The organism is Pseudomonas frederiksbergensis (genome assembly GCF_003732705.1).
Taxonomy (GTDB): Bacteria; Pseudomonadota; Gammaproteobacteria; order Pseudomonadales; family Pseudomonadaceae; genus Aquipseudomonas; species Aquipseudomonas frederiksbergensis_F.
Window position 1 is genome coordinate 33,981 of sequence record NZ_MOBR01000018.1, and the last position, 24,274, is coordinate 58,254.

General features: G+C 59.9%; 9 protein-coding genes. 5 read left to right on the forward strand and 4 right to left on the reverse strand.

The genetic code is table 11. From position 1 onward, the window contains the following. The first annotated feature begins 45 nt into the window (after positions 1 to 45). Positions 46 to 924, forward strand: a complete 879-nt coding sequence (locus BK667_RS20000) for a carboxylate/amino acid/amine transporter (protein ID WP_123507767.1) — start codon at positions 46 to 48, stop codon at positions 922 to 924. Continuing rightward, positions 921 to 1,421, forward strand: coding sequence for a MepB family protein (locus BK667_RS20005; protein ID WP_123598656.1), 501 nt, complete (start codon positions 921 to 923; stop codon positions 1,419 to 1,421). The genes BK667_RS20000 and BK667_RS20005 overlap by 4 nt, the downstream gene beginning before the upstream one ends. 118 nt (positions 1,422 to 1,539) lie before the next feature. Here BK667_RS20005 and BK667_RS20010 read toward each other — a convergent pair whose 3' ends face one another. After that, positions 1,540 to 2,838, reverse strand: coding sequence for a mechanosensitive ion channel family protein (locus tag BK667_RS20010; RefSeq protein ID WP_123598657.1), 1,299 nt, complete (start codon positions 2,836 to 2,838; stop codon positions 1,540 to 1,542). Positions 2,839 to 3,031: 193 nt separating this feature from the next. Here BK667_RS20010 and BK667_RS20015 point away from each other — a divergent pair, with 193 nt between their 5' ends. Beyond that, positions 3,032 to 4,378, forward strand: coding sequence for a DEAD/DEAH box helicase (locus BK667_RS20015; protein ID WP_123598658.1), 1,347 nt, complete (start codon positions 3,032 to 3,034; stop codon positions 4,376 to 4,378). Positions 4,379 to 4,441: 63 nt separating this feature from the next. On the opposite strand, the gene BK667_RS20020 is transcribed toward BK667_RS20015, so the two are convergent. The 3 genes from BK667_RS20020 to BK667_RS20030 all read right to left on the reverse strand — a co-directional run bounded on the left by BK667_RS20020 (position 4,442) and on the right by BK667_RS20030 (position 6,189). Further along, positions 4,442 to 5,041 (reverse strand): hypothetical protein, encoded by a 600-nt coding sequence (locus BK667_RS20020; protein ID WP_123598659.1) that lies wholly within the window; start codon positions 5,039 to 5,041, stop codon positions 4,442 to 4,444. Positions 5,042 to 5,053: 12 nt separating this feature from the next. Further along, on the reverse strand, positions 5,054 to 5,638 hold the full coding sequence (locus tag BK667_RS20025; RefSeq protein ID WP_123511506.1) for a papain-like cysteine protease family protein: 585 nt from the start codon (positions 5,636 to 5,638) through the stop codon (positions 5,054 to 5,056). A gap of 275 nt (positions 5,639 to 5,913) precedes the next feature. Next, a complete protein-coding gene (locus BK667_RS20030; RefSeq protein WP_123598660.1) occupies positions 5,914 to 6,189 on the reverse strand; it encodes a hypothetical protein in 276 nt (91 codons plus the stop codon). Between the two features lie 222 nt (positions 6,190 to 6,411). Between BK667_RS20030 and BK667_RS20035 the strand changes: the two genes are divergently transcribed. Continuing rightward, positions 6,412 to 8,118 carry a ShlB/FhaC/HecB family hemolysin secretion/activation protein gene (locus BK667_RS20035; RefSeq protein ID WP_123598661.1) on the forward strand — a complete coding sequence of 569 codons (1,707 nt, stop codon included), beginning with the start codon at positions 6,412 to 6,414 and terminating at the stop codon, positions 8,116 to 8,118. Between the two features lie 24 nt (positions 8,119 to 8,142). Further along, positions 8,143 to 24,273 carry a two-partner secretion domain-containing protein gene (locus BK667_RS20040; RefSeq protein WP_123598662.1) on the forward strand — a complete coding sequence of 5,377 codons (16,131 nt, stop codon included), beginning with the start codon at positions 8,143 to 8,145 and terminating at the stop codon, positions 24,271 to 24,273. Position 24,274: the final 1 nt, after the last annotated feature.

A 24,274-nucleotide genomic window follows, 5' to 3' on the forward strand; every position in this document is an offset into this window, starting at 1 on the left:
CCGACAAAACCCGCTATCGTCGCGGCCATTCAAAACGAGGCGAGCATGGGCTATCTACTTTTTGTCACGCTGATCCAGGCGTTTTCCTTCAGTTTGATCGGCGAGTACCTGGCCGGGCATGTCGACAGTTACTTCGCGGTGCTGGTGCGCGTGCTGCTGGCAGGCTTGGTGTTCATTCCGTTGACGCGCTGGCGCTCGGTGGAGCCGGCATTCATGCGCGGCATGTTGCTGATCGGCGCGTTGCAGTTCGGCGTGACCTACGTCTGCCTGTACCTGAGCTTCCGGGTGTTGACGGTGCCGGAAGTGTTGCTGTTCACCATCCTCACCCCGCTGCACGTAACGCTAATCGAGGATGCGCTGAACCGGCGCTTCAATCCGTGGGCCCTGGTCGCGGCATTGGTGGCGGTGGCGGGCGCGGCGGTGATTCGCTACGACCGGATCAACCCGGACTTTTTCATGGGCTTCCTGCTGCTGCAACTGGCCAACTTCACCTACGCCGCCGGGCAAGTGCTTTACAAACATCTGGTGGCCCGTCACCCGAGTGATCTGCCGCATTACCGGCGCTTCGGCTACTTCTACCTCGGCGCACTGGCGGTGGCGTTGCCGGCGTTTCTGCTGTTCGGCAAACACAACTTCCTGCCCGAAGCGCCGCTGCAATGGGGCGTGCTGGTGTTCCTCGGCCTGGTCTCGACGGCGCTGGGCTTGTACTGGTGGAACAAAGGCGCGTGCCTGGTCAATGGCGGCACGCTGGCGGTGATGAACAACCTGCATGTACCCGTGGGGTTGCTGATCAATTTGCTGATCTGGAACCAGCATGAGGAATTGGGGCGGTTGTTCCTCGGTGGGTCGGTGATTTTGCTGGCGGTGTGGATCAGTCGGTTGGGTGTCCGGCGTGAAGTGTTGCCGTTGCGGGAACGGCCATGACGGACCTGATCGCCGCCATCGAGCAGATCTACAAGCCAGCAGGCATGGCATTAACGGATAAAATTCGGGCCGAGGAGGAGAGTGCCGAATACGGCGCCTGCCGCTTCGGCCTCGATGGCCTGGCGATAGTCTTCCGTGTGGCGAAAACCACACCGACCAAGATTGGCCAGTTCGTCACGCTGTGGAAACGACCGACACCGACCAGCGAGATTGCACCGCTCGATACCGGCGATGGCGTCAGCTTTGTGGTGGTCAGCGTTGCTGATGCAACGCACCGCGGGCAGTTTGTATTTGACCGGGAGGTATTGGCGGCCAAAGGGGTTATGTCGATTGGCGGTGAAGGTGGCAAGCGTGCGATTCGGGTTTATCCGCCGTGGTCCCGCCCAGTCGCCAAACAGGCGATCAAGACGCAGCAATGGCAGCTCAAATATTTCCTCGCGATTGACCCAAGCGGAAATGCCGACCCCGTTCAGGTACGCCGATTGTTCGGAAAATAGACACTAAAACCCTGTAGGAGCGAGGCTTGCCCGCGAAGGCGGAGTGTCATTCAACATTAATGTCGACTGACACTCCGCCTTCGCGGGCAAGCCTCGCTCCTACAGGGGATTTGTGGGGTTACATGATGTGTTTTTCTGGCTCAGGAATGTGGCTCGCGCCCAACACCGCCGGCAGCAACCCGGAGCGCAAATCCCCGCCACTCGGCTGCTGATACAAGCTCAAGCCAAACTCCGGCAGCACCGCCAGCAGGTAGTCGAAAATATCGCCCTGGATCCGCTCGTAATCGGCCCACGCGGTGGTGCGGGTGAAGCAGTAGATTTCCAGCGGGATGCCCTGGGCGGTGGTCTGCATCTGGCGGACCATGCAGGTCATGTTCGGCTGGATCTCCGGGTGGCTTTTCAAGTATGCCAATGCATAGGCGCGGAAGGTGCCGATGTTGGTCATGCGCCGGCGGTTGGCCGACATCGCCGCGACGTTGCCCTGGGCTTCGTTCCAGGCCTTGAGTTCGGCCTGCTTGCGGCCGATGTAGTCGGTCAGCAGGTGCACTTGAGACAGTTTCGACTCTTCGTCATCGCGCACAAACCGCACGCCGCTGGCGTCGATAAACAGGCTGCGCTTGATCCGGCGTCCACCGGACTGTTGCATGCCGCGCCAGTTTTTGAACGACTCGGACATCAGGCGCCAGGTCGGGATCGAGACAATCGTCTTGTCGAAATTCTGCACCTTGACCGTGTGCAAGGTGATGTCCACCACATCACCGTCGGCTCCGACTTGCGGCATCTCGATCCAGTCACCGACCCGCAGCATGTCGTTGCTGGTCAGTTGCACGCTGGCGACGAACGACAGCAGGGTGTCCTTGTAGACCAACAGAATCACCGCTGACATCGCGCCAAGCCCCGACAGCAGCAACAGCGGCGAGCGGTCGATCAATGTGGCAACGATGATGATCGCGCCGAGTACGTACAAGACCATTTTCGTCAGTTGCACGTAGCCTTTGATCGAGCGGGTGCGGGCGTGTTCGGTGCGGGCGTAGATGTCCAGCAGGGCGCTGAGCAAGGCACTGGCTGCCAATAGAAGGAACAGAATGGTGAACGACAGCGCGACGTTGCCGAGGAAGATCCGGCTGGTTTTGCTCAGTTCCGGCACCAGGTACAGGCCGAATTGGATCACCAGCGACGGTGTCATTTGCGCCAGTCGATGGAAGACCTTGTTGTGCCGTAAATCGTTGACCCAATGCAGCGCCGGTTGGCGGCCGAGCATTTTGGTCGCGTGCAGAATCAGGTAGCGCGCCACTCGTCCGAGGACCAGCGCCACCACCAGTAGCAGGATCAGCGCCAGGCTGGAATGCAGGAGCGGGTGCTGGTCGAGGGCGCCCCAAAGGTCTTGGGCATTGAGCCAGAGCTGTTTGATATCCATGGGCGAAAACGATTCTTCTGTAAGTTGCGTCGGGGCGATTAGAGCATTTAAGACGCTGCGGATGACGTTTGGAGACATTTCAGGCAACAAAAAAGCCACTGTTTACTGTCGTTTGCATAAAGAAACTCGGCCTTAGCGCTCGAAACCGTTACCCTATGCAGCTGTTTTTTTGTATTTCTTCGAGGTAGCACCCGTGTTTTCCCAATTCGCCCTGCACGAACGCCTGCTCAAAGCCGTGGCCGAGCTTAAATTTGTCGAGCCAACGCCAGTGCAAGCAGCGGCTATTCCGCTGGCGCTCCAAGGGCGTGACCTGCGGGTGACTGCGCAAACCGGCAGCGGCAAAACCGCTGCTTTTGTTTTGCCGATTCTCAACCGACTGATCGGCCCGGCGAAAGTCCGCGTCAGCATCAAGACCCTGATCCTGCTGCCAACCCGCGAGTTGGCCCAGCAGACCATCAAGGAAGTCGAGCGCTTCGCCCACTACACGTTCATCAAGTCCGGCCTGATCACCGGCGGTGAAGATTTCAAGGTCCAGGCCGCCATGCTGCGCAAAGTGCCGGACATCCTGATCGGTACGCCGGGCCGGATGATCGAGCAACTGAACGCCGGCAACCTGGACTTGAAAGAAGTCGAAGTGCTGGTGCTCGACGAAGCCGACCGTATGCTCGACATGGGCTTTGCCGAAGACGTGCAGCGTCTGGTGGCAGAGTGCACCAACCGCCAGCAGACCATGCTGTTCTCCGCCACCACCGGTGGTTCAGGTCTGCGCGACATGGTCGCCAAAGTCCTGAACAACCCTGAGCACTTGCAGCTCAACAACGTCAGCGACCTGAACGCGACCACCCGTCAGCAGATCATCACCGCTGACCACAACCAGCACAAAGAACAAATCGTGAACTGGCTGCTGGCCAACGAGACCTATCAGAAGGCCATCGTGTTCACCAACACCCGGGCCATGGCTGACCGTATCTACGGTCGTCTGGTGGCGCAGGAATATAAAGCGTTCGTGCTGCACGGTGACAAGGACCAGAAGGACCGCAAACTGGCCATCGATCGCCTGAAGCAGGGCGGCGTGAAAATTCTGGTTGCCACCGACGTTGCCGCTCGCGGTCTCGACGTGGAAGGCCTGGACCTGGTGATCAACTTCGACATGCCGCGCAGCGGCGACGAATATGTGCACCGTATCGGTCGTACCGGGCGTGCCGGCAACGATGGCCTGGCCATCTCGCTGATCTGCCACGGCGACTGGAATCTGATGTCGAGTGTCGAGCGCTACCTCAAGCAGAGCTTCGAGCGCCGCACCATCAAGGAAGTCAAAGGCACCTACGGCGGACCGAAAAAGGTCAAGGCCTCGGGCAAAGCCGTTGGCGTGAAGAAGAAAAAAGTCGACGCCAAAGGCGACAAGAAGAAAACCGGCGCCAAGGCACCGACCAAGCGCAAAATCGCCAACCGCCCGAAGACCGACGCCCTGTCGCTGGTCAGCAAGGACGGCATGGCGCCGCTCAAGCGCCGCAAGCCGGAAGCGCCGGCTGCTGAATAAAGCCGTGTAGCGACCCAATAAAAAACCCGGACAGTGTCCGGGTTTTTTTACGTCCAGGGTTTGTCAGCTCCCCAACAGCCCACTGGTGTCGGCATCAAAGCGTTGCTTGGCCTGATTCGCCGCCGGTTTCAGCAAGGCGAGCAGGGCCGCTTCGCTGTACAGCTGAGTGACCGCCAATTCCTTGGGGGTCGGCTCAATCGGGATCAGCACGTCTTCACCGTCCGCATGCAGCCAGATCGCAACCAGGTGAATGGCCGAGACAAACAACACTCGCAGTTCAACGGTTTTGCCCTGCAGTTGCGGCGACTGTTCCGCCAGTTTCAACGCACCCACCGTGGCGGCCGCCATGGCCCCGTGGTTCAGCGAGGAGAACTCGACATGACCACGCACGTCGGCCAATTGTGCATCGGCAATCGTCACACCATCGGAAAACACCAGGTAATGCCAATCGCCAATCTTGGCGTCTTTCAGGCCTTTGCCCTGGTTCAAGTCCTCCAGGCTGAGCGAGTAACCACGGTAGGCCTCGCTGAGGCTGATCTTGCCGGGCGTGGCGTTGGCGAACTGGCGATTGATGCCGAAGCCTTGGGTTTGCAGTGCCGCTTGCAGCGCCGGACGCAAGGTTTGCACGCCGTTGGAAGGCGCCTTTGGATAAGTCAGTTGCATGATGTCGCCCTCCTAGTTTTTCACGGTGAAATAAGTGTTGGTCCAATTGCCGCCGCCGTTGTACGAACCGGGGAACGAGTTCAACGCGCGGGTCGAGTAACCGTAGATGGAATCCGCGACCAGCACGTAGTTGCCGTTGGTGCCATAGATCGCCAGGAAGTGCGCACCGCCGCCGTACCAGGCGCAACGCAGGCAGACCGGTCGGCCCATGTTGATCTGGTTCTGGATCGCCGACATCTGCAGCGAACCCTGATTCATCCCGTTGAAACTGCGGGTGATCCGCAGGGCGGTATCCAGATAGCCATACACGTTGCACGGCCCCGGCTGATTGCAGCAGTTGCGGTCCAGCGCAGCAGTGGCCACACCGCATTGGGTCCAGGACCCGGTGCCGTAATAGTTGCCGACCGAGGCGGAAGCCGCCGCCCAGCACCAGTTGGTCTGGGTTTGCTGTTGCATCGTGAAGTTGAGACTGCCAGCGGCCAGTGCGCTGAGGGGTGCAGCCGATTCGACCTCGACCAGATGCGGGTCGAGCAGATGACTTGCCAGGCACCTTGGCAGTGTTTCGCCGGTGAACCGTGTTGCTTCAGTGGTTAACATTTTTCAATCCTCCATGAGTGAAAACAAGCGTCCAGCTTGTGGGTGTGTAGCGGTGTTGCCGAGCGATCGGTGTATGCGTTTTGCCATGTTTGATGGCTGCTCCGATCCGAACTCGAGGTAACCTTAGGTGTGTATATGCGTTTGTGCAAATAATTAAATGCACTAGTGCAAATTCCAGATCAAAAGATCTCAGCCTGTGGCCGCTCGTACGGGAATCTCGGTCTTACACAATTCCTGTAGGAGCTGCCGAAGGCTGCGATCCTTTGACTTTGCTCTTAACCCTCAGCCTTCTTCCCCGCCGTATCCAACTCCTTCAACCGCTGATCAATCAACTGGCACTTGTCCGGCAGATCGGCACTGGCCGTGCCCAGATCCATCTTCTGCAACTCATCGTTAATCTCCTTGGCCTTCTTCGGATTCTGTTGCGTGAGCTTGGTCACTTCCTGGGCCAGTTGCTCGCGCTTGGCGGTGGCTTCTTCGGGCGTGCAAGCCCAAGCGGGGAGGGCGCAGGCAAGGGTGGCGGCGAGAATTATTTTCAGCAGGGTTTTCATGAGTCAGGCCTCGGTTTCCGTGTCGAGCGGTTAATCGGTTGAGGCTATGCAGTGATGAAAGTTCACCCGGTGTTACCAAGGCCAAACGCTTAAGTGATCGTTGCAAGCACTACCGTTCGTCGCCTTTTGTTGGCGGCATCAGCCATTAATTGACGCCAGAATAGTGGCTATATAGTATCGCGCCACTATTTTGCTATTACTCCTGATTTCGAGGGATCGAACATGTACCCACCCGCCCTTGTGGCGAGGTTGTGCTTGGCTTTGCTGTGCCTTTCTCCCCTAAATACGGCTCACGCCGCCCCCACTCCCGGTGACACCGACCTGATCCGCGATCGTCAGGATCGGCTCCTCGACGAGCAACGTCGTCGTCTCGAGGAACTCAAGGAATTGCCCGGCAAGGCTGCCGAACCCGCGCAACCGCAGGCGCCTGTCGATACCCGTTGCTTTCCCATCAAGGACATCGAACTCAGCGGTGCCGACAGTCTTTCGGACGGCGAGAAAAATCGCCTGCTCAAGCCGTTTATCGACCAGTGCCTGGGTGTCACCCAGCTCAACGAATTGCTCAAGGTCATCACCGATCACTACATCGAAAAAGGCCTGGTCACCAGCCGCGCGTACTTGCCGCAGCAGGACTTGTACACCGGCCATCTGAAGGTGTTGGTGGTCGAGGGCAAGCTTGAGGGGTTGAAGGGCGCCGAAGGCAGCAAGTTGTCGGACCGTGAGCTGGGCATGGCGTTTCCTGGCAAGACCGGGGAGCTGGTCAATCTGCGTGAAATCGAGCAGATGGTCGATCAACTGAACCGCTTGCCATCGAATCAGGCACAGATGGAATTGGCGCCGGGCAAAGCCGTCGGTGGTAGCGAAGTGCTGGTCAAGAACACCCCGCAAACGCCCTGGCGTGCCGGCTTGTCCCGCAGCAACGAAGGCCAGCGCAGCACTGGCGAACAGCAGTGGGGCACCACGTTTGATTGGGATAGCCCACTGGGTTTGGCGGATCAGCTAAACCTGCGCGGCGGTCACGATGCGATGAGCGATCACCAGCACACCTCCCATAACGCGCTGCTCAATTACAACCTGCCCTGGGGCTGGTGGAACTTCACCTACACCTACAGCCAGAGCGAGTACCGCTCGCAGGCACAGGCGAATGGTTTCAACTTCAAGCAGACCGGCGACAGCCAAAACCATCAGTTGCGCGTCGAACGGGTGATTCATCGCGATGCCGTGAGCAAGACCTCCCTCAGCACCGGTCTGTCGTACCTGCGCACCAACAATTTCATCGAAGACAGCAAGTTGGCGCTGAGCAGCAATCGCATCAGTGAAGCGCAGTTCGGCTTTAACCACGGTCGGCGGATCGGCGGTGCGTTCGTCAACCTTGACCTGGGTATGCAGCAAGGCATCGGCCTGCTGGACGCCCAGGGCAACGGGCATCCAGGCCCCGGCGAGCCGGACGCACGCTACCGCAAATACACCGCCACGGTGAGTTACCTGCAACCGTTCAAGGTGTGGGGCGAGTCGTTCAGTTTCAGCAGCCTGATGACCGGCCAGCATAGCGAAGACGTGTTGTTCAGCCCGCAGCGCACCAGCCTCGGCGGGCTGTCGTCGTTGCGTGGCTACAAGGATCAATCCTTGTCCGGCGACAGCGGCGGCTATTGGCGCAATGACCTGCGCTGGAGCCGTCCGGTCAACCTCGAATGGTTGCGCCCGGTGTTCGCCGAATACGGCACCAGCCTCGGTTACGACCAGGGCGTGATCAGCGCCAATCGCTACAACGGCGATCAGCACGGACGTTTGTCCAGCAACTCGGTGGAGCTGTTCGCCCGTGGTCAGCACATGGCCGCCAGCGTGACGTTTGCCCACTCCCTGGAACGCCCCGATGCACTGACCGAGCGCGAAGCGCCGATCTATTTCCGCCTGGATTTCTTTCTCTAATTACGCTTTTTCGAGACCTTCGACATGGACGTTCGCCACTACGCCTTCCTCGCGCGCCAGCCTTCTGCGGTCGTGAAAACCCGCGAGCACTTCTGGGGCATGCCCAAGCGCGGGTTGGCGTTCCTGTTGGCCAACGTCATGTTCTGGCAGCCGATGTGGGCCCAGGCCGAAGGGATTGTGGTAGCCAATCCGGCGACCGGTCTCAGCCAGGCGGGCAACGGCGTGCCGATCGTCAACATCGCCAGGCCCAATGCCGCCGGCCTGTCGCATAACCAATACCAGCAATACAACGTCGGCACCGAAGGCGTGATCCTCAACAACGCCACCAACCGCACCCAGAGCACCCAACTGGGCGGAATCATCGTCGGCAACCCGAACTTCAACGGCAGCGCCGCCAGCACCATCCTTAACGAAGTGGTCGGCGCCAACGCCAGTCAGCTCCGGGGCTACACCGAAGTGGCGGGGCAGTCGGCCCGTGTCATCGTCGCCAACCCGTATGGCATCAGCTGCAACGGTTGCGGGTTTATCAACACCCCGCGGGTGACCCTGACCACCGGTAAGCCGGTGCTGGATAACGGTCGTGTCGATCACTTTCAGGTCGATGGCGGCAGCGTTTCGGTGGAAGGCGCAGGGCTGAATGCCGACAACGTCGATCAGTTTGAAATCATCACCCGCGCGGCGCAGATCAACGCCCAGATCAACGCCAGGCAACTGACGATCGTGGCCGGTCGCAACGACGTCGATGCACAGAGCCTGAGCGCCACCGCCCGTGCCGATGATGGCAGCAGCAAACCCGCTATTGCCATCGACAGTTCGGCGCTGGGCGGCATGTATGCCGGCGCGATCAAACTGGTGGGCACCGAGGCCGGTGTCGGGGTGAAACTGGCCGGCAACCTGGCGGCCAGCGCCGGGGATATTCAGATCGACGCCAACGGTCATCTGAGCATGGTGCAGACCTCGGCCAGTGGCGCGGTCAACGCCAAAGCCGCCAGCCTCGATGCTGCCGGGCCGGTCTACGCCGGCACTGCGCTTTCGGTGAACACGTCGGGGGATATCAACACCCGGCAGAGCGTCGCGGCACGGGATGCCATCAGCCTGAACAGCGGCGGTCAGTTGACCAATACCGGCGTCATCGAAGCCGGAGTCAACGCCGATAACAGCCGCAATGCCAATGGCGATGTAACGATCAACGCGCAAAACCTGCGCAACAGCGGCAGCATCAACGCGAGCCGTTCATTACAAGCCAACGTCACGCAGACATTGAACAACCAGGGCGGCACCCTCAATAGTCAGTCCCGTACTCAAGTGACGGCGGCAACCCTGGATAACCGCTCGGGCCGGGTGTTGGGCCAAGGCAGCCTCGGCGTCAGCGCCGATCAGTTGTTGAACGCTCAAAGTGGTCTGGTTTCGAGCACCGGCAATCTTTCTGTCAGCGCCGGGTATCTGGATAACAGCCAGCAGGGCAAGGTCTCCAGCACCGGTGCGTTGACGGTTCAGACCTCCGGGCAATTGCTCAATCAACTGGGCATCTTTAGCGCCAGTGGCAACCTGTTGCTCAGCGCCGGGAATCTGGACAACCGCAATGGCGAAATCTCCAGCCTGAGCGATCTGTCCGCCAGCGGCAGTCAGGCGAACAACAGCGGCAATGGTCGTTTGCTGGCCAATGGCGACGTCACGCTGACCTTCGACGGTTTGAACAATCAGAACAAAGGAGCGATCTCCGGACAGCGCGACGTGCGGCTGAACGTCGGCCAATTGACCAACGACGGCGTCGGCAGCGTCTATGCCAAGCGCAACCTGGATCTCAACGTCACCAACGCGCTGAACAATAATCAGGGCGTGCTGCGCAGCGACGGGTCCCTGAACCTGCGTGCCGCCAGCCTCGCCAATAATGGCGGCAGCGTCACCAGCGCCGCTGCATCGACACTGACCACCGCCGGGGCTCTGGTCAATCAGGGTGGCGAAGTGCTGTCCGATGCCAGCCTGACCCTGACCAGCGCTAGCCTCGACAACAGCCAAAAAGGTCGAATCGCCGGCAAAGGCGTTACGCTGAAAACCGGCGCTTTCGACAACCAACAAAATGGCAGCCTGAGCAGTACCGGCGTACTTCAGCTCACGGCCGGTCAAGTCAACAACAGTGCGGCGGGTCGCATCGCCAGTGCCATGGCCCTGACGGCCACCGTCACCGGTCTTGATCAGTCCAACGATGGGCAGCTGTACAGCAACAGCGATGTCAGCCTCGACCTGAGCAACGGCGTACTCAACAACCAGAACGGTTTGATCACGGCCCCCGGCCAGTTGCTGTTGAAAAACCTCAACATCGTTAATAACCAGAACGGCAAGATTTCCAGCGCCAACGGCTTCACCCTCGCGGCCAATACGTTGCAGAACACCGACGGTTCGGTGATCAGCGACAAGGCGCTGATCGTGCGCATCGACCAGCAACTGTCCAACATCCGGGGCGTAATCTCCGGCAAAGGCGTTGAGCTGAGCGCCGGTGTTTTCGACAACCAGCAAGGCGGGCGGCTGACCAGTAGTGGCGCGCTTCAACTGAATGCCGGCCAAGTCATTAACAGCGCTGGCAGCATCGCGAGTTCGGGTGATTCGGTACTGACCGTCACCGGCGCCCTGATCAATCAGGGCGGTGAAGTGCTGTCGAACGCCGGGCTGAATGTCACCAGCGCCAGCCTGGATAACAGCCAAAAGGGGCGCGTCACCGGTAACGGTGTGGTGGTCAAAACCGGTACGTTCGACAACCGACAAGGCGGGCGCCTGAGCAGTACCGGCGCTCTTCAAGTGAATGCCGGTCAACTCTTCAACAGCAACGGCAGCCTCGCCAGTTCCGGCGATTCGGCGCTGACCACAACCGGCGCCATCGTCAATCAGGGCGGTGAATTGCTCTCCGACGCCAGCCTGACGCTGACCAGCGCCAGCCTCGACAACAGCCAAAAAGGTCGCATCGCCGGCAAAGGTGTTGCGGTAAACACCGGCGCCTTCGACAACCAGCAAAGCGGCAGCCTGACCAGTACCGGCGCGCTGCAACTCACGGCTGGCCAAGTCAACAACAGCACGGCGGGTCGCATCGCCAGCGCAATGGCATTGACCGCGACCGTCACCGGTCTTGATCAGACCAACGATGGACAGCTTTACAGCAACAGCGATGTCAGCCTCGACCTCAGCAACGGTGTGCTCAACAACCAGAACGGTTTGATCACGGCCCCCGGCCAACTGCTGCTGAAAAACCTCAACATCGTCAACAACCAGAACGGCAAGATTTCCAGCGCCAACGGCTTCACCCTCGCGGCCAATACGTTGCAGAACACCGACGGTTCGGTGATCAGCGACAAGGCGCTGATCGTGCGCATCGACCAGCAACTGTCCAACATCCGGGGCGTAATCTCCGGCAAAGGCGTTGCGCTGAGCGCCGGCGTTTTCGACAACCAGCAAGGCGGGCGGCTGACCAGTACCGGCGTGCTTCAATTGAACGCCCGGCAGGTCAACAACAACGCTGGTCGTATTGCCAGTTCGGGTGATTCGGCGTTGACCATCACCGATTCCATCGTCAATCAGGGCGGTGAATTGTTGTCGGACGCCGCTCTGACGCTCACCAGCGCCAGCCTGGACAACAGCCAAAAGGGCCGCATCGCTGCCAACGGCGTGAAGGTCAATACGGGTGCCTTCGACAACCAGCAAAGCGGCAGCCTGAGCAGTACCGCTGCGCTGCAACTCACCGCCGGTCAAGTCAATAACAGTGCGGCCGGTCGCATCGCCAGTGCCATGGCCCTGACCGCGACCGTCACCGGTCTTGATCAGTTCAACGATGGGCAGCTTTACAGCAACAGTGATGTCAGCCTCGACTTGAGCAACGGCGTACTCAACAACCAGAACGGTTTAATCACGGCCCCCGGCCAGTTGCTGTTGAAAAACCTCAACATCGTCAACAACCAGAACGGCAAGATTTCCAGCGCCAACGGTTTCACCCTAGCCGCCAACACGTTGCAGAACACCGACGGTTCGGTGATCAGCGACAAGGCGCTGATCGTGCGCATCGACCAGCAACTGTCTAACATCCGGGGCGTAATCTCCGGCAAAGGCGTTGCGCTGAGCGCCGGCGTTTTCGACAACCAGCAAGGCGGGCGGCTGACCAGCACCGGCGTGCTTCAACTGAACGCGCAGCAGCTCAACAACAGCGCTGGCAGCATCGCGAGTTCGGGCGATTCGGTACTGACCGTCACCGGCGCCCTGATCAATCAGGGCGGCCAAGTGCTGTCGAACGCCGGGCTCAACGTCACCAGCGCCAGCCTGGATAACAGCCAGAAGGGTCGCATCGCCGGCAGCAATGTGGTGGTCAAGACTGGCGCCTTCGACAACCAGCAAGATGGACGGCTGAGCAGTACCGGCGCCCTTCAATTGAATGCTGATCAAGTCAACAACAGTGCCGGCAGCATCAGCAGCGTGGGCCTTTTCAGCCTCACCAGCGCCGGCGTCCTGAACAATCAGGGCGGCAAATTGCTCTCCGATGCCAGCCTGACCCTGACCAGCGCCAGCCTCGACAACAGCCAAAAGGGTCGCATCGCGGGCAAAGGCGTTACGCTGAAAACCGGCGCGTTCGACAATCGGCAAAGCGGCAGCCTGACCAGTACCGGCGCGCTGCAACTCACGGCCGGTCAGGTCAACAACAGCGATGCCGGTCGCATCGCCAGTGCCATGGCCCTGACGGCTACCGTTACCGGTCTTGATCAGTTCAACGACGGGCGCCTGTACGGTGACAGCGATGTCAGCCTCGACCTCAGCAACGGCGTGCTCAACAACCAGAACGGCCTGATCACGGCACCCGGTCAACTGCTGCTGAAAAACCTCAACATCGTCAACAACCAGAATGGTGAAGTTTCCAGCGCACACGGATTCACCCTCACCGCCAATACGTTGCAGAACACCGACGGTTCGGTGATCAGCGACAAAGCGCTGATCGTGCGTATCGACCAACTGCTGACCAACATCAAGGGGCTGGTGTCCGGCACAGGCGTGGACCTGAGCGCCGCAGAACTGAACAACGACAACGGCAGTGTCAGCAGCGACGCTGACCTGACTGTGCATGCCAGTGGCAAGCTCTCGAACCAGAACGGTGAGTTATCCGCGGCGGGCAATTCCACGTTGACGGCGGCGAGCCTGGCTAACGCGAGCGGTCATGTCACGGCCGATCAACGCCTGAACATGACCGTCACCGGCGCCATCGATAACCAGGCGGGTACGCTGGGTGCTGCAAACGGCATCGTGCTCCAGGCCGCGAGTCTGGATAACCGTCAATCCGGCGTGGTGGTCACCGATGGTGATCTGGGTATCACGCTCAGCGGCAACCTGGATAACCAGAGCGGCGGCAGCGTGCAAGCCAAAGGCCTGATCGACCTCAAGTCACTGAGCCTGGATAACCGTGGCGGTCGCGTGTCCTCGCAGCATCTGCTGACCCTGCGCAATACCACCACCGATAACCGTGGCGGCTTGATCCGTGCCGACCACGATATGCAGCTGTTCATCGACCACCTCGATAACCGTCAGCGAGGCGTGGTCAGTGCTAAAGCAGGCCTGGCCTTGACCGGTCAAATTCTGGACAACCAGAGCGGTCTTCTCAGCGCTGTGGGCCTGATGCAACTGCAGTTGGGCAACGTGTTCAACGACGCCGGTCGGATCGCCGGCCAGGGCGATTTGACCGCCACTATCGACAACCTTAGCCAGCAAGGTGGCGAACTCGTCGCCCAGGGCAACCTGACCCTGACGGGCACTCAGCTGGATAACCGTGCGGGCGGTCTGGTAGGTGCGACAAAAGCGCTGAAACTCAATGTTGCCGACATCGATAACCGCGCCGGTGAAATGTCCAGTCAAGTGGATGTCGCGGTCACCAGCCAACAACTCAACAACAGCGACGGCGGCAAGGTGTTGGCCGGTACGGCGCTGACATTGACGGTTGATCGTCTGCTCAACCAGACCAAGGGCCTGTTGTTTGGTGACACGCTGCAACTCCAAGGCGTGAGCCTGGACAACAGTCACGGCACGCTCTCTAGCCAGAACGGCCTGACGCTGGCCTTGACCGGTGCGCTGGACAACAGCGCGGGGCTGCTCAACAGCGAGGCGGCACTGACCGTCAACGCGGACTCTCTGGACAATGCCTCCGGCAGCCTGTCCAGCGCCAACGCGCTCAACCTCACCACCGTCGGTGCATTGCGAAATCAGGGCGGCTCAATCACCACTGACGCGCAGCTCAATGTCCGCAGCGCCAGCCTCGATAACCGCAGCCACGGCCAGTTGACCGGCAAGGGTGCCACGCGCGTTGACACCGGCGCTTTCGATAACAGTCAGGGCGGTCGGTTGACCAGCAGCAATACCCTGAATCTGACCGCAGGCCAGGTGACCAACCAGAACACCGGACGGATTGCCAGTGCCATGGCGCTGAATGCCAGTGTCACCGGGCTGGATCAACAAGCCGGCGAGATGTTCAGCAACACCGCGCTGTCCCTCGATCTGAATCACGGCCAGTTGAATAATCAGGGTGGTTTGATCAACGCCCCTGGCGCCCTGGTGCTGAAAAACCTCAACGGCGTCGCCAACCAGAACGGCGAAATCTCCAGCGGCCAAGCCTTCACCCTGGCCGCACAAAACCTCGACAACAGCGGCGGCAAGCTGCTCAGCAATCAAGGCCTGACGCTGCGCGTCGCCCAAGTATTCAACAACCTAAAGGGCGCGGTTTCTGCCGCGAGTCTGGACATTACCAGCGCCAGCCTGGACAACACCGAGGGTCTGCTCAGCAGCCGCGACGGACTCAACCTGAGCGTCGATGGCGCACTGACCAACCACAAAGGCACGCTGATCGCCGACGGTGACCTGCTGCTCACGGCCGCCACGGCGGACAACAGCCTGGGTCAGATTTCCAGCAAGAAAAACCTCACCGCGCAGATCGGCAGCCTGCAACAACAGGGCGGGCAACTGATCGCCCAAGGCTCCCTGACGCTGACCGGCGACACGCTGGATAACCGGCAGGACGGCCTTGTGGGTTCAACCAACGCGCTGAACATCCATGTCGGCAACATCGATAACCGTGGCGGCGAACTGTCCAGCCAAGACGCGATCACGTTGACCGGCCAGCAACTGAACAACAGCGACAACGGCAAACTCCTGGCGCAAAAAGCCCTGACGCTCAACGTCGCGCAGATCACCAACCGAAACAACGGACTGCTGTCCGGCAAGTCCGGGTTGAACGTGATCGGCACCTCGTTGAATAACAGCGGCGGCTCGCTGGTCGGCCTCAAAGGCATCGACATCAACTTGAGCGGCGCCCTCGATAACAGCCAGGGCCTGATCAGCAGCGAAGACACTTTGGGCTTGCGCGTCGGCAGCCTGGGCAACAACGGCGGCAGCGTTTCCAGTGCCGGCCTGCTGACCCTCGACAGCGTCGGCGCCCTGAACAACCAGGGCGGCGAACTGATCACCGACGGCGCGCTGGATCTGCGCAGCGCCAGCCTCGACAACCGCGCGCAAGGCAGCATCAGCAGCAAAGGCGCGCTATCGATTCGCACGGGTGATTTCGATAACAGCCAATCGGGCCGTGTCAGCACCGGCGACAGGCTCGATCTGACGGCCGCGCAATTGACCAACCGAGACGCCGGCAGCATCGGCAGCAGCAAGGCACTGGTTGCCAGCGTCAACGGACTGGATCAACAGAACGGCAAGCTGTTCAGTAACACCGCGCTGACCCTCGATATGAACAACGGTCAGTTGAACAACCAGGGCGGTTTGATCAACGCCCCCGGTGCGTTGCTGCTGAAAAACATCAATGGCGTCTTGAACCAGGGCGGCGAAATCTCCAGCGCCCAGGCGTTTACCCTGGCCGCCCAACGCCTCGACAACAGTGGCGGCAAGGTGCTGAGCAATCAGGATTTGACGCTGCGCATCGCCCAGGCGTTGAACAACGTCAAAGGCTTGATCGCCGCCGCACGCATCGACGCCAGCACCGATACCCTGGACAACACGGGCGGCACGTTGACCAGTCGCGGTGATCTGGAACTGACCACCAATGGCCTGCTGACGAACCGGGATGATGGGCTGATCAACGCGGCGCAGGCACTCAAGGTGACTGCGGCCAATCTCGACAACCAGGCAGGGCAACTGCTGGGCAAGAATGCGCTGACGGTAAACACCGGTACGCTGAACAACACCGCCAAGGGGTTGATCAACAGCCAGGGCACTTTGAACCTCACCGCCGCCAGTCTGGATTCCAGTAACGGTGGTGAAGTCTCCGCGCACGGGGATATGGGCCTCGCGCTGAATGCGCTGACCCAAACCGGTGGACGTTTGCTCGGTGACGCCGGGTTGACGCTGGATATGAACGGCGCCGACCTGAATAACCGCAATGGCCTGATCATCGCCAAGGGACCGTTGAGCCTCAACCGTTTGAAGGACCTGAACAACCAGGGCGGAGAAATCTCCAGCAGTCAGAGCTTCACCCTGGCCGGCGGCAACCTCGATAACAGCAACGGCAAACTGATCAGCAACAACCTGCTGACTCTCAACGCCAACACGCTGCTCAACCAGAACGGGTTGCTGTCCGGTTGGCAAGGCTTGAGCGTCAATGGCGGCGCTCTCGACAACCGCAACAATGGCACGCTCTCCAGTCGCAATGGCGATGTCTCGGCCAGCCTCAGCGGCACGTTGCTCAATGGTAATGGCGGGGCGCTGGTCAGCCAGAAGGCGTTGAATATCAGCGCCCTTAGCGTCGATAACCGGGGCGGCATTCTGTCCAGTGGTGCGGGTCAGACGTTGAATATCAGCGGCGTGCTGGACAACAGTCAGAACGGCCTGATCGACAGCGGCGCCGCTCTCACCGTCCAGGCCGGTTCGCTGAACAACGCAGCAGGCAACATGACTGCGCAGCAGGATTTCAGCCTGGTGGGCAGCACGCTGGATAACAGCGGCGGCAACTTGAGCAGCAAGGGCGCCGTGACACTCGACTTGCTGGGCGCTCTGACCAACACCAACGGCAAACTCGCCAGCGCTGGCGCGTTGCTGTTGCGTCGCAGCAGCCAGATCAGCAACCAGGGCGGGCAACTGGTCAGCCAGGGCCTGATGACCCTGAACACTGGCAGTCTCGACAACCGCAACCGTGGCACCGTCGCCGCCAGCAACAGCCTGGTTCTCACCGCCGGCGGAGCGGTTCTCAACAACGCCGATGGCCTTATCTACAGCCAGAACGCCGACGTTCAATTGCAGGCAGGCAGCCTTTCCAACGCCAATGGGGCGCTGCAAAGCCAGGGCGCATTGAGCGTCAACGTCACCGGCGACATCGATAACCAGAACGGCCGGATCATCGCCCAGGGCGGCGATCTGGGTATCAATGCAGCCACGCTCGACAGCCGTGGCGGTGTGTTGTCCAGCCTGCAAGGCGCCTTCACCGCACGTGTGACCGGTGTCCTGAAAAACGGTTACGACCTCAATCGCCAGGGCGGCGTCATCCAGGCCCAACGCCTGAACCTCACGGCGCTCGCCGGTTTCGACAATTACGGTGGTCGCGTCTCGGCACGCACCGGCGATGTGCTGGTCACCACTTCCAATTTCGACAACCGCAACGGCGGTCTCTATGCCAAAGGCCGGGTCGGCGTCACTGCCAATGGTTTCGATAACAGCGGCGGACAGATTGCCGGCGGGCAGATTGACCTCAGCCTGAGCGGCGCACTGAACAACCGCCTCGGCATTATCGAAAGTGACGGCACCCTGGGCGTCAGCGCGTCCAGCGTCGACAACCAGACCGGCAAACTGCGCGCTCTGGGTCAGACTGGCGCGACTCAGTTCAACATCGGTGGCGTCTTTGACAACCGCAGCGGCGTGCTCGAAAGCGCCAACAGCGACCTCAACTTCAACGTCGGCAGCTTCCTCAACACGGGCGGCAGCCTGTTGCACGTCGGCACCGGCAACCTCGGCATCTCCACCGCCAACGTCACCAACGCCGGCGGCAGCCTCGTCACCCGTGGCGGCCTGACCCTCAACGCCGACAGTTGGACCAACAGCAGCGTCATCCAGGCCGGACGCCTGACCGTCAACGTCAACAACTTCAGCCAGACCGCCAGCGGGCAACTGCTGGCCTCCAGTGCGTTCGTGGGCACGGGCGGTAATTGGAGCAACGATGGGCTGATTGCCAGTGACGGCACGTTGAACCTGAACATTGGCGGGACGTACTCCGCCAACGGCCGGATGACCAGTCTCGGTAATCTGAGCGTCGGCGCTGCGCAACTCAATCTGAGCAACGCCGCGAGCATTGCCGGTGGCGGTAGCTCGAGCATCAGCGTGGGCGGGCAGTTGACCAACTATGGTCGATTGACGTCAGCGGCCGACCTGACGGTGAACGCCGGCGGCATGGCTAACTTCGGGACGTTGGGCGCTGCGCAGAACCTGACCTTGACCACGCCGACACTGCTCAACAGTCAGGGCCTGATTTTCAGCGGCACCGACATGCAGCTGAACGTGGCGAATTTCACTAACAACAAGGGCGATCTCTACGGCCTGCGCAACGTCAGCATCAATGGCTATGGTTCGGCGCAGGCAGGGCAGGTGTCGAACATCTCCGGCTCCATGGAGAGCGGAGGCCGCTTCGCAATCAACGCGGCTGCGTTTGAAAACCGCACCGAAGGTTCCGATGGTGTGCAGAACTTTGGCGTGGGCCGCACGCTGGTCAAGGGCTCCATTGCCGTGCAGTGCTTCGACTGCACCGGCGACCGCTATGAAGTCAACTACATCGTCCGTGAGACCTACAACGCCGGGGAGGACAGCGACAACACAGCCTCTGCTCAGTTGATGGCCGGCGGTGATTTCGTCTTCAACGGCGGCAACTTCCTGAACAGCAAAAGCACGATTGCTGCTGTGGGCAACATCTCCATTCAAGCCGATAACGTGAAGAACATTGGTGCCGTGAGCGGTCTCGTGGAACGCACCCGGGTTTATAAACAGGGCGGATCGGAGCAGGAAGCCTTCGGCGACAACGTCATCCGTTACTTCCTGCCGCTCGTCGACGCGTACAACCAGCGCAACAACCCGGAGTTCCCGAAGGTTTATTACAAGGACGCATCGGGTGCTCTGCTTCTCGGCACTCCTTATTCGGCGATCTTCAGACAAGGCGGCGGCAAAGGCGAGCATGAGGATTTCAAGTACATCGGCATCAAGGATGCAAACGGCGTAGCCGTAGGCAGCTACCGCTATCCGAACACCCTGGTCGGCTATCAATGGGGCACAACCCCCGTATCGCTCTACGACCCAGGCAACCTGGTTGCCCTGCCGTCTGCAATCGAAGGTCTGAGAAAGATCGACGACCAGGAAGTCTCCCAGAACGGCACCGCCAATGCCGGGCGCAGCGCTGTCATCCAGGCGGGCGGTAACGTCTCGATCACCGCGACTGAAGATCTGCAAAACAGCGTCATTCATCACGACTACACCGTCGGTGGCGGGACCAACAAAGTACAAAACACGCGGTCCTCGGGATCGGGTGGCACGACGGTGGTGCGGATCAACGCCCAGTTGCCTCCCGACCTCGCCCAACAACAAGTCAACCCGTTGAGCCTCCCGGGCTTCAGCCTGCCGACCGGCCAAAACGGCTTGTTCCGTCTGAGCGGACAATCGGGCAACAACGCCCAGGCCACTCAGGTCAGCACCGCCCCACAAAATTGGACCGTCGCCGGCGCCAGCGTCTCGGTGGCCCAACGCGAACAAGTCGTCCCGGACACTCAGGCGCGTGACATCCAGATCGGCGCGGTCGGTCAGGTATCCACGGCCACCCGTCAACTGGCCACCGCCACCCGCCAAGGCCTGGCGGTGAGCGCCAACGCTTCGACCTTCGACACCTCTGCGCCCGCCGATTCCGGCAGCGGTGCGTTCCCGGTTCCCGGGCATCAGGCGGATACCACGGGTAAGACCACCGTCGGTAATGTGGTCGGTGTCCAGGCCGGTGTGGGCGCCATCGGTAACGTGATTGGCGAAACCGGTGTCACTGCGGTTGATCACATTGCCCAGGTCAAAACGGGCATCACCCCGGCCGGCGGCTCGACCGCAGTGGCGGCTGTCACCAGCGTGCAGACCGGCGTGACCGCTGCGCCTCAAGTCGTCGCAGTGCAAACAGGCGCCGCGACCGCGCCGAATGTCGTCGGTGTGCAAACAGGTACGGCCCCGGTCAACATGCCGGTTCAACCCGGTGTGGTCGTGCTTCCCGGGCAAAACGCCGTGCAGGCCGTCACCTCGCCAGCGATCACCCAGGTCGCCCCGGCCGCCGCGCAAACCCTCACCCGGGTTCAAGGCGTCCCGAGCTCAAGCGCCCAACCCAATAGCAACAAATACCTGATCGAAACCAACCCGGTACTCACCGACCTCAAGCAATTCATGAGTTCGGATTACCTGCTCGCGGGCCTCGGCTACGACCCCGATATCGCCGCCAAGCGCCTGGGCGATGGCCTGTACGAACAACGCCTCATCCAGCAAGCCGTCACCGCTCGCACCGGCCAGGCGTTCATCGATGGACAGACCTCTAACCAGGATCAGTTCAAGTACCTGATGAACAACGCCATCGCCAGCAAGGACGCGCTCAATCTGGCGGTGGGCGTGACCCTCACGTCGCAGCAAGTCGCGGCGCTGACCCACGACATCGTCTGGCTCGAAGAACACGAAGTGAATGGCGAAAAAGTCCTGGTGCCGGTGCTGTACCTGGCCCAGGCCGACAATCGCCTCGGACCGAACGGTGCCCTGATTGCCGGTAAAGACGTCAGCCTGATCGCCGGCCAAAACCTCGACAACGTCGGCACCCTGCGCGCCACCAATAACCTGTCGGCCCAGGCCGGCAACGACATTGTGAACAGCGGCCTGATCGAAGCAGGCAATCGCCTCGACCTGCTGGCCGGCAACGACATCGTCAACAAGGCCGGCGGCATCATCAAAGGCCGAGACGTGAACCTCACCGCGATCAATGGCGACATCGTCAACGAACGCACCATGACCTCCCAGGACAACAACCTCGCTGGCCAGCGCCACTCCGAATTTGCCGACAACGCCGCCCGCATCGAAGCCGCCAACGACATGAGCGCCTCGGCCGGGCGCGACATCAACAACCTCGGCAGCGTGCTGCAAAGCGGCCGCGACCTGACCCTCAAGGCCGGGCGCGACGTCAACATCGTCCCCACTCAACTCAGCAACAGCGTGGTCCTGGACAGCAAACACACCAACAGCGACATCACCCAGTTCGGCAGCACCGTCACCGCCGGCCGCGACCTGTCAGCCCAGGCCGGGCGCGACATCAACGTCATCGCCAGCCAGATCGACGCCAAGCGCGACATCAGCATGGCTGCCACGGAAAACCTGACCATCGGCACCGCCGCGGACGAGGAACACTCCCTGTCCAAAAGCAAAAAACTGACGGTGCAGGAAGACCACGTCAGGCAGGTCATGTCAGGCATCACGGCGGGCGGCAGCGTCAAACTCGACGCCGGCAAAGACCTCGCCGTGATCTCCAGCCGCATCACCGCCGGCGACGAAGCCTACCTGGTGGCGGGCAACAACCTCGACATCCTCGCGGCGCAAGACAGCGATTATTCGCTGTACGACAAGAAGAAAAAGGGCTCTTTCGGCGCGAAGAAAACCAAGCGTGATGAAGTGACCGATGTGAAGAACATTGGTAGCGAAATTACTGCTGGGGGGGATCTGACGCTGGTGAGTGGTGGGGATCAGCGGTATCAGGTGGCGAAGCTTGATAGTGGTGCGGATATCACGTTGGAGAGTGGTGGGGGGATTACGTTTGAGGGGGTGAAGGACCTGCATCAGGAGAGTCACGAGAAGAGCAACAGTGACATGGCCTGGACCAGCGCCAAGGGTAAAGGCAACACGGATGAAACCCTGCGCCAGAGCGTACTCACCGCCAAGGGCAACCTGGCGATCAAAGCCGTGGATGGCCTGCACATCGATGTCAAACAGATCGACCAGAAGACCGTGGGCGAAGCCATCGACGCGATGGTCAAGGCCGATCCGGATCTGGCGTGGCTCAAAGACGCAGAGAAGCGCGGGGATGTGGATTGGAAACTGATCAAGGAAACCCACGAGTCGTTTAAATACAGCAACTCCAGCCTGGGTCAGGGCGCGATGCTGGCGATCATTATCATTGTTACGGTACTGACGGCGGGGGCGGCGAGTGCGGCGGTAGGAGCAGCTGCTAGTGCTGCAGCGGGTTCGGGGACAGCGATGGCTGCTGCCGGAACAGTGACGGTAGCTGGCGTTTCTTCCACAGTCGCCGCGGGCTTTGGCAACGTTATGGTCTCTAGTGTGCTGACATCGATGGCGAGTTCCGCTGCGGTGAGCACGATCAATAACCGAGGTAATGTTGGCGCGGTTTTAAAAGATCTGACATCGAAAGACAGCTTGAAGAATTATGCTGTCGGAGCCGCGACCGCCGGATTTACATCCGCTTATCTAGATGGAACGTTTGGCGTTACTGGCGACAACGTCAATAAAGTTACTCACGGTTTCGACCTGAGCAGCCTGGAAGGAATCGGCAAGTTTGCTGCCTATTCCAGCGCTCAAGGAGTTTTTCAAGCTGGAGCTAGTACTCTCGTATCCGGCGGAAGCCTTGGTGAGAATCTACGTTCTGTCCTGAGCGAACAGGCGCAGGGTGTCCTGAGAGGCATCGCCTTTAACGCGGTTGGGGATTACGCAAAACTACAAAAGTGGGACGACGGTAGTCTTCAAAAAATAGCTTTGCATGCCTTGGTTGGCGGCATGCTCAGTGAAGCAGCAGGCAAAGGATTTATTACCGGAGCAACCGCTGCTGGTGCCAATGAAGCACTGAGCAATAGTCTTTCGACCTTAGTCAAAGGCGATCCCAAGCTCCAACTGGCTGCATCCCAACTGGTTGGGCTGACTGCTGCTGGAGTGGTAGGGGGAGATCTCCAGACGGGTATTGATATTGCCAAAGATGCGACTGCATACAATCGACAACTGCATCCGGACGAAATCAAGTTCGCCTCTGATGATGAACGCGTAAATCGCTATGCCACTGAAAGGGGCATTACTGCAGATCAGGCTCGTACCGAATTGTTGCGCACAGCCGCAGCGATGGTGGATAGGGGATGGAATGCTGCATTCGACGAGGCAGACGGAAAGACCATAGATGCGGCTGGTTTCCTGCGTGCGGAAGTATCTAAATCTCAAAATACAGGACTGTTCAAGGTCAGTCTGGCTGACTACAACAATGAACGATTAGGACTTAAAGAACTGTTCAAAGACAGGGTCTCGGTCAAGGCGTTGGTTGACAGCATCGAACTGATTGATCCTTACCAATACCACCACGACCCTAAATATCGAGCTGAAGTCCTCAACGCAAAAGGTAAGGGAAGCGCAGAAGGATTCGCGGCTGTGATGGAGGGCTTTGCCAGTTCGGGCTCCAAGTCTGCGCTCTGGGCAATGGGCGCCGCTAACTGTCCGAGCTGCGCAATTGAGGATATGGAAGCCGCCCTCAATTCGGTGAAAGGCTGGCCGGAGGAATTCCAACTCAAAGGCTATTTGGACACCCTGCACACGATGCAAGGTAACGGTGCTGACGTTGTCAGGGCTAACGAAGCGGCAGCGACGGCGGCGGGTATTGGGATTGGTTTGGCGATCGACGGAGGGTTGTCCTCGGTTGCTGGGAAAGGTATCGAAGACGTTGCCGGGGGTGCAAAAGGCAGCACTGCGAAGAGTCCAGGCTCAATTGGTGCTATAGCCGATAATGAAGCTGGAGGATTTTCTTACTACGATCAGTTTAAGAAAACCGACGGAGGGTGGGAATGGCCGAAAAACTTGGGATTCGCTGAAGATCCTGTTAAAAATACGTTACCAGTTGGCACCAAGCTGGACCGCTATGGTGGGCCCGATGGTTCATTTCTGTCACCCAAAGGCACTCCATTTGATCAAAGGGCATTAGCGCCCGGCTCAAAGGCTGGGGGGTACTACGAATATGAAGTACTTAAACCTTTGCCTGTAATTCAGGGAAAAATTGCCCCTGCATTCAATGAGCCAGGTGGCGGAACGCAAATTCTGCCAGCTCTTTCCGAGAGAGTTAACGTGCAATGGCTTATTGATAATCACTTTATAAAAGAGGTGCGGTAAA

Coding starts and splice junctions, on each gene's coding strand:
- BK667_RS20020 (WP_123598659.1), bottom strand. CDS start 5,041: ATGCAACTGACTTATCCAAAGGCGCCTTCCAACGGCGTGCAAACCTTG.
- BK667_RS20000 (WP_123507767.1), top strand. CDS start 46: ATGGGCTATCTACTTTTTGTCACGCTGATCCAGGCGTTTTCCTTCAGT.
- BK667_RS20025 (WP_123511506.1), bottom strand. CDS start 5,638: ATGTTAACCACTGAAGCAACACGGTTCACCGGCGAAACACTGCCAAGG.
- BK667_RS20030 (WP_123598660.1), bottom strand. CDS start 6,189: ATGAAAACCCTGCTGAAAATAATTCTCGCCGCCACCCTTGCCTGCGCC.
- BK667_RS20005 (WP_123598656.1), top strand. CDS start 921: ATGACGGACCTGATCGCCGCCATCGAGCAGATCTACAAGCCAGCAGGC.
- BK667_RS20010 (WP_123598657.1), bottom strand. CDS start 2,838: ATGGATATCAAACAGCTCTGGCTCAATGCCCAAGACCTTTGGGGCGCC.
- BK667_RS20035 (WP_123598661.1), top strand. CDS start 6,412: ATGTACCCACCCGCCCTTGTGGCGAGGTTGTGCTTGGCTTTGCTGTGC.
- BK667_RS20040 (WP_123598662.1), top strand. CDS start 8,143: ATGGACGTTCGCCACTACGCCTTCCTCGCGCGCCAGCCTTCTGCGGTC.